At 59.8% G+C, this 6,000-nt stretch carries 10 protein-coding genes and 1 tRNA gene; 4 read left to right on the forward strand and 7 right to left on the reverse strand.

Annotated elements, in window-relative coordinates; all coding sequences use genetic code 11:
* The first annotated feature begins 19 nt into the window (after positions 1-19).
* Complete coding sequence (locus NKI58_RS16070; RefSeq protein ID WP_156937330.1) at positions 20-220, forward strand: hypothetical protein; 201 nt, start codon at positions 20-22, stop codon at positions 218-220.
* A 64-nt stretch (positions 221-284) separates the two neighbouring features.
* Here NKI58_RS16070 and NKI58_RS16075 read toward each other — a convergent pair whose 3' ends face one another.
* Positions 285-545, reverse strand: a complete 261-nt coding sequence (locus NKI58_RS16075) for a hypothetical protein (protein WP_023676401.1) — start codon at positions 543-545, stop codon at positions 285-287.
* A 220-nt stretch (positions 546-765) separates the two neighbouring features.
* On the opposite strand from NKI58_RS16075, the gene NKI58_RS16080 reads away from it, so the two are divergent.
* A tRNA-Asn gene (locus NKI58_RS16080) sits at positions 766-840 on the forward strand.
* 338 nt (positions 841-1,178) lie between these two features.
* On the opposite strand, the gene NKI58_RS16085 is transcribed toward NKI58_RS16080, so the two are convergent.
* From NKI58_RS16085 to NKI58_RS16095, 3 genes are read right to left on the reverse strand one after another with little or no spacing between them, the layout of a single operon-like run.
* Positions 1,179-1,544, reverse strand: coding sequence for a hypothetical protein (locus tag NKI58_RS16085; RefSeq protein ID WP_352853543.1), 366 nt, complete (start codon positions 1,542-1,544; stop codon positions 1,179-1,181).
* On the reverse strand, positions 1,545-2,228 hold the full coding sequence (locus tag NKI58_RS16090; RefSeq protein ID WP_352853544.1) for a hypothetical protein: 684 nt from the start codon (positions 2,226-2,228) through the stop codon (positions 1,545-1,547). It abuts the gene before it with no gap.
* A complete protein-coding gene (locus tag NKI58_RS16095; protein ID WP_352853546.1) occupies positions 2,225-2,521 on the reverse strand; it encodes a hypothetical protein in 297 nt (98 codons plus the stop codon). The genes NKI58_RS16090 and NKI58_RS16095 overlap by 4 nt, the downstream gene beginning before the upstream one ends.
* 92 nt (positions 2,522-2,613) lie before the next feature.
* Here NKI58_RS16095 and NKI58_RS16100 point away from each other — a divergent pair, with 92 nt between their 5' ends.
* The gene (locus NKI58_RS16100) at positions 2,614-2,868 is read left to right on the forward strand and encodes a helix-turn-helix domain-containing protein (RefSeq protein ID WP_352853547.1); all 255 of its coding nucleotides are present in this window, start codon (positions 2,614-2,616) and stop codon (positions 2,866-2,868) included.
* Between the two features lie 98 nt (positions 2,869-2,966).
* Positions 2,967-3,290, forward strand: a complete 324-nt coding sequence (locus tag NKI58_RS16105) for a hypothetical protein (protein WP_352853549.1) — start codon at positions 2,967-2,969, stop codon at positions 3,288-3,290.
* Positions 3,291-3,497: 207 nt separating this feature from the next.
* On the opposite strand, the gene NKI58_RS16110 is transcribed toward NKI58_RS16105, so the two are convergent.
* The 3 genes from NKI58_RS16110 to NKI58_RS16120 all read right to left on the reverse strand — a co-directional run.
* Positions 3,498-4,079: a hypothetical protein gene (locus tag NKI58_RS16110; protein WP_352853550.1), complete on the reverse strand. Its 582-nt coding sequence runs from the start codon at positions 4,077-4,079 to the stop codon at positions 3,498-3,500.
* A gap of 164 nt (positions 4,080-4,243) precedes the next feature.
* Positions 4,244-4,567 (reverse strand): hypothetical protein, encoded by a 324-nt coding sequence (locus tag NKI58_RS16115; protein WP_352853551.1) that lies wholly within the window; start codon positions 4,565-4,567, stop codon positions 4,244-4,246.
* Positions 4,568-4,993: 426 nt separating this feature from the next.
* A partial coding sequence (locus NKI58_RS16120) for a phage major capsid protein (protein ID WP_352853552.1) occupies positions 4,994-6,000 on the reverse strand: 1,007 nt, incomplete at its 5' end.

Consider the following 6,000-nt stretch of genomic DNA (forward strand, 5'->3'; position numbering starts at 1 on the left):
GCAAAGAGGAGGCTCCGCCATGCGTCGAGCAGCTACGAAGGACGGCACGTCGCGCGGATTGTCGCAGTCTGCAGAGCTTGTGCGCTATGCCATCGACCGCCTCAGCATAGAAGGCGCAAACAGCCTGCCGCCGCGCGACCGGGCGCGGCTGGCATCGGCTACCGCCGTTCTCAAGGAGCTTTGCGAACGTCTGGAGAGCTGCTTCGACCAACCTCGGTAAACGTATGGGCGGACGACGCCGCTCGCCGACATATGGCAGGCTGGCGGCCGTCAGCGGGGCAATCTCAGTCAGGCCGGCGCCGTCGCTCCCACCAGACGACGAAGCGGCGCCGATGACGACGCACCAGGGCAAATTCGTAGGAGAGCACCAGCAGTCCGATCGGTACCATCCAGAAACCCAGGATCGGCAGGAAGCCGAGAATGCCGCCGATGATCAGCACAACGCCGATCGCAATCCTGAGGCCGCGCGAGCGCGGCATGGTGAACTGGCGGCCGAAGACCGAGATTTTCCGGGCCGGTGGCTGTTCGTCGCTCATTGCCGTCATGTGAAATGTCGATCCGTTTGCATCAGTAGCACCATCAGCCGGAGAAAGCCGCAACGGCCTTTTCTGTTCCGTGACAGGCGAGAGACAGCTCATATGAGGGCGCTCGCCGGCCATTGCCAGCAAGCCCTGCGCCAAAAAGCACCGAAAAAATGCGAAATGCTTCTTTGCAAAGCCGAAACGGGTTTGCTATAGGCTGCCCCACTCACGCAAGAGCCTCTGTTCCCCGGTAGCTCAGTGGTAGAGCAACCGGCTGTTAACCGGTTGGTCGCTGGTTCGAATCCGGCCCGGGGAGCCAATAATTTCAAAGACTTAGCAACGCGCCAAAACCGAAGATTTTCCGGTTATGTACGGCATATGTACGCGGAACGCTGTTGCTTGCTTGGAATCGCTCCGGCAGAGGCGACCCTGTTTCAGTGCTCTTCCCGTGAAACATTTTCCCGCACGCCAGGTCTCGACGGGCCGGGGATGCAAATCTGCACACCCAAAACAAAAAAACCGTTTTCCGGCCCGGAACGGTTTCCGCACCGGAACCGCAGAGGATCATTCTTCCCGGCGGGAAGAATGATGATCTGGACCTGGGGAAGTCTTCCCCACTGGCGCAGCGGTGGCGAAATTAGCCACCTTCTCAGCGGGTTACACCGCTGGTTTCCCGTGTAACGCTTTATCGGTCATCACCTTGATGTCGTCGACTAGGCTTTTCAGAATTTCAATCTCCAGGTCCTTGGCGTCGGTGTAATCGCGCTCTCTCGCTCTCATCTTCACGGCCAGACCCTCCAGGCTTCTTGCTCGGGTATTCATGATACGATCGCGGGCGCGGACGAAAGCCTCGGCTCTCTTCTCCTCCTTCTTTTCCGCTTTCGCACGGCGGGACCTGATACGAAGCTCCTCCTCCTCGAGCTCTGCCGTCCTGGCCGTGGCCTCGTTCCATCGATCGCTTGCGGCGTTGAATTTGACCTCGAGCCGGAGGAGCTTGGCGTCGGGCTTGGTGGTCTTGCTCATCTAGGCCACCTCCCCTGCAAGGCGCCTGATGTCCGCGGCGATCGACACGAACGCATCGTTTCCGGCGAAGCTCTTCAAATCCAGCCTGTCGGCCGTCCGGATCTTGATCACCATCCCCTCCAACGTGTTGGCCGGCGTTGCGAAGATGCGATCGCCGACCTTAAACATCTCGTCGACGAGGTCGTCAAAGGCCTTTTCGAGGGCATTAATTTTGAATTTTCGGCTCAGTTCCTTTCGCTCGGTCTCATATTTGTCTCGGGCGGCGCGGCGTATGGCGATCTCTTTCTCTTTGGCCCATTCATAGGACTGGTAGGCGGCAGGGAGGCGCCCGGCCCGATAATCGCCCATCGTCATGCCATCCCACGCAGCCGATACCTCATCTGACCATTTCACGTTCTCACAGTATTCATTCGGGTCCGGTGGTGGCGGCGGCAACGCTGCCTCATACTTCTTGCCGGCTCGGCTGCAGACCTTTGACGCCCGCTCCGTCCGGGCGTGAGCTTCCTCCAGTTCCTGATAAAGCCAGAAAAGATCGGCGTCGGGATGCTCGGCCGGCTCGGCCGGAATGGGCGTTGCCACCACCAAGGCAGCGGCCCCGGCCGGCAGCGCAGCGAAGGCGCCTAGCAAAACGCGGCGGGAGAACACGTTTGGAATAATTTCTGCCTTAATCATGCCGCTCATCATGACTGAGCTCCCTTCTCTGAGACCGAGCGCGCACGTTCGATCTCAAAGTCGATCATCGCATGGAACTGTGCACGGAGGCGTTTGGCCACGCGCGGTGGCAGTCGGTCCAGGCGCTCCTCGATGCTCATCTTATGAGCCGTCTTTGCGGTACCGCCGACGGCTGCCGCGGCCGGAATGGTCGAGGCCGCCAGCGCAACAGCGCCGGCTGACAATGCGGTCAAGCCACGAAGGACCTGGCGACGGGTGATGATGGGCAAGCCTTCGGCGGCTGCCCGAACAGGTATGTTCGGCATGCTCTTGCTCCTTTTGTCGCGTTATGCGATAACCGATTTTATGTAAGGTTACTCGGCAAAAGTCAACCGATTTTCGGTAAGGTTTCTCTTAAATGGAATTGTCACCCGCGCAATGCCGTGCAGCTAGGGCGCTGTTGGATTGGTCACAGGCTCAACTTTCGTCGGCGAGCAAAGTCGCTACAAAGACGCTTGCGGACTTCGAGCGAGGCAAACGTACCCCTTACGATCGGACGCTCGCTGACATACGCGCTGCCCTCGAGGCGGCCGGCGTGATCTTTGTAGACGAGAATGGCGAAGGGCCAGGAGTTCGTCTTCGAAAGAGCACCTCGGCGAGTGTGCACGACTAAACTCCAGTTCTTTACGCCACACAGGCCGCCCTCACGCGGCGAAGCTTGCGCGCGTTAAACTTATAGGCGATGCTCACTTTTACAATTTGGGGGATGACATGAGCATCGAATATGCACTGGAAAAGTTCACTGCGGTGACAGGCATGATGGCCACTTCGTCAGGTCGCCTGCAAGAACGCCTGCACAGTGCATACTTAACCTTCCATCCTGTCCAGGAGCGAGATTTCCCAACGGACGAGATGAAATCTCTGTATCGGGAGATTATGGAACGGTTGACGGTGGTCAAGGATCCTGACGCCGGATACGTCCCTGCCACACTGGCAGTGATGTCCGACGACGAAGCGAAGGTACTTGCCGACCATGTCTACGATCTATACGACCGTGTTCGCCGGCACGTCGAGGAAGACAGGCGGCGCCAGTGACGGGCTGGAGTTTGCCGGCCTCATACCCAGCCCCTCGCCCCGGCCGGCCCTGCTAGAGCGCCAAGGAGGCGGCGAGGTTGAAAACCAAAGACATCGACGTGTCTGCTTGGGAAAAGAACCCAGATGGCTCTTTAGTTTTGTCACTCGCAACTGGCCATCAGTGTGTCCCGCTCGATGGTAACGGGGTCGGACTGCTTCTGCAATTTGTCAGCCCAGTGGTACCCAAGGACGGTATTGCTCCAGGCGTGAAAGCTCTTCAAATCGCGCTTTCGACGGAAAAGGCCCGCCGGCTTGGAAAGCTGTTGGTCGCGTTGGCGGATGCTGTCGACAAGCACTCGCCGCCCAAGCATCAGCCTCGACCAAATTAAATGTCGATCGATAGTCGCGGACGATCCTGGTGGAAATGCCAGCGGCTGTAATGGAGGTCAGCTGCGCGAAGCCGCCAACGGAAGGATCGGCACGCTGAGAATCGACCAGGCGAGGCATTTCGGCCACCGGATTATCTGCCCAGAACACCGATTCAAGGAGGGTTTGGTCGATGACGGGCGTTGCGAGGCAATAAGGGATCTCGAACACCTCCCAAGGTTTGAAGCCATGATTGCCATGGTTGGAAACCAGATATGCGGCTGGCCCCTTCGATCCGACGCCGGCTACAACGACATCGAACTCGGCCGCCAGCGTCTCGACCTGCCACGGCTCAGCCATTTGAGCGCATATTGACTGCAGCCGGCAGAGTTCGCCCCAGAGATCGTCGAAGGATGTCGCCTTTGCGCAAAGCATCAGCGTCATCAGCCCGAGAAGCCGGGACGGGCCACGCGTCGCGACTATGGCGTCGAGATGGGGAATTGGAATTACCTTGGGCAAAGTTCCAATTGCAAGGCCGGCAACACCGGCACGCCCGTCGGTGACGAGATGCACCGAATCCGCAAGCTTCAGCACATTGATTGCGGTCATCACTTCACCTGAATGCCGGGCACGACTGCCGTGGTCGCGATGGCCGATAGCACAGTCGCAAACGTTGTCGATCCGAAAATGGTGAAATTGCCGGCGCCCAGGATTGCCGCGAAGATCGGAGTGAAGATCGGGTCCGCCTGGTGCTGGTCCCTGAGAGCCTCAATTTTCTTCCGGTACTCTGGATCGGCGTCGCACTGCCGGCGCATTTCCTCCATCCATGGCACGTCGAGCAGCCCGGAGCTCGCCGGCGGCGCCGTGGGATGCATCGCTTCTGAAAGCGCTTCCTCGAGAGGTGTTTGGAGGCGAAAGGGCGGTTTGCCCATTAGTTCAGTCCTTTCGCCCGGGGAGCTACGCCCGTGCGGCGGCGCTGGAACTCGTCGGCGAGGATCAGACATGTGCGGCGCCATAGATATTCCGCCAACATTGCCCGGCGCACCAGCAACGCTTGCGTCTCGGTCTCAATCTCATCTTGGATTGCATCGATCGCGATCGCCTTCACCTCGTCGAATGTGCGCCGGGCATCGAGTGCAGCCGTCTTCAGACCGTCGAGAGGTCACGCGGTTCGGCATCTCCTCGATGTCGTCGAGTTGCTTCGGTGTTGCCATAGCGCGCGCTAGACGGTCGTATTCAGCGTGTGGATCGGCCGCGAGAGCGCGGTCGTGAAGTTCAGGAAGTTCCATGTCCGGCGGTTCCTTCTGGTGGTGGCAAAAGGCGGGCCAATTTCAAGGCCCGCCACTTGGGCATCCCTATCAGGAGGCCGATACTTTCAGCAGCTTGATCGCCTCGCTGTTGCTTAGGCCGCCGCCGACGCGCTTGTAAGTGTAGAACAGAACGTGCGGCTTCGCGGTGTAGGGGTCGCGGAGCGGACGCAGCCCGAGACGGTCGATGATGGTGTAACCGACCTTGAAGTCGCCGAAAGCGATCGGGAACAACCCGGCGCCGATCGCCGGCATATTTTCGTCGAACTCGACGGGCGCATTGAGGAGCGACGGCGGCGAGCCGGCAGTCATTCCGGAGCGCCACAGGTAGTCGCCGTTGCCATCCTTCAACTTGTCGAGGGCGTTCGCGGTCGACGATGCCATCACCCAACTGGCGTTTGTGCGGTAGCCGGCTTTCAGGGACCAATAGACATCCCGTAGGCTATCCGCGGTCACAGTCGTCGCCGCGCCAGAGATGACATACTGCAAGACGTTCCAGGCGCGCGTCTCGTCACCCGTGGCTACGCTGTCGGCCGCATAGCTCATGAAACCGCGCGGCTTCTTGACGCCGTCACCTGACACGAAAGCCAGGCCTTCCGAGCGCGCGAATTTGTCGGCGATCTTCCCATCGATCCACTGGCCAATATTCAGATAGCTGGTGTCCAGCAGCTTTTGCGTCACCTTCTGAAGCGCGTAGATCTCATTCACCGGGATCGTCAGAAGGCCGAGCGAGCCGGAACTGGTTTCCGGCCGCGCCTCAGTTTCGCCCACCCAGGTCGCGCCGATGTCGGATGGATCGACCGGCTCTTCCCAGCTGTCGGCCGCGTCGAGCGTGATGACGCGGGAGAGACGGCGCATCGGGGTCGCATCGAAGAGGCGTTTCATCATGGTGTCGGAGCGCTGCGGCATGACGACATACCCGCCCTGGGGATCGTCGCCGACGGAATAATCCTTCAGCTCAGTCTCGATGCCCGCCTTGATGTAGGCGCCGATCGCCTTGTGCTCGGTCTGAAGATCCTTTTCGTCGCCGAGACCGATCTGGCCGCCGCCGCCGAGCC

Origin of the sequence: Mesorhizobium sp. M0522 (genome assembly GCF_040321085.1) — a bacterium.
In the GTDB taxonomy this organism is placed as follows: domain Bacteria; phylum Pseudomonadota; class Alphaproteobacteria; order Rhizobiales; family Rhizobiaceae; genus Mesorhizobium.

Excerpts from the sequence above, each read along its gene's own strand:
- NKI58_RS16070 (WP_156937330.1), top strand. The coding sequence starts at position 20 with ATGCGTCGAGCAGCTACGAAGGACGGCACGTCGCGCGGATTGTCGCAG.
- NKI58_RS16075 (WP_023676401.1), bottom strand. The coding sequence starts at position 545 with ATGACGGCAATGAGCGACGAACAGCCACCGGCCCGGAAAATCTCGGTC.
- NKI58_RS16085 (WP_352853543.1), bottom strand. The coding sequence starts at position 1,544 with ATGAGCAAGACCACCAAGCCCGACGCCAAGCTCCTCCGGCTCGAGGTC.
- NKI58_RS16090 (WP_352853544.1), bottom strand. The coding sequence starts at position 2,228 with ATGATGAGCGGCATGATTAAGGCAGAAATTATTCCAAACGTGTTCTCC.
- NKI58_RS16095 (WP_352853546.1), bottom strand. The coding sequence starts at position 2,521 with ATGCCGAACATACCTGTTCGGGCAGCCGCCGAAGGCTTGCCCATCATC.
- NKI58_RS16100 (WP_352853547.1), top strand. The coding sequence starts at position 2,614 with ATGGAATTGTCACCCGCGCAATGCCGTGCAGCTAGGGCGCTGTTGGAT.
- NKI58_RS16105 (WP_352853549.1), top strand. The coding sequence starts at position 2,967 with ATGAGCATCGAATATGCACTGGAAAAGTTCACTGCGGTGACAGGCATG.
- NKI58_RS16110 (WP_352853550.1), bottom strand. The coding sequence starts at position 4,079 with ATGACGCTGATGCTTTGCGCAAAGGCGACATCCTTCGACGATCTCTGG.
- NKI58_RS16115 (WP_352853551.1), bottom strand. The coding sequence starts at position 4,567 with ATGGGCAAACCGCCCTTTCGCCTCCAAACACCTCTCGAGGAAGCGCTT.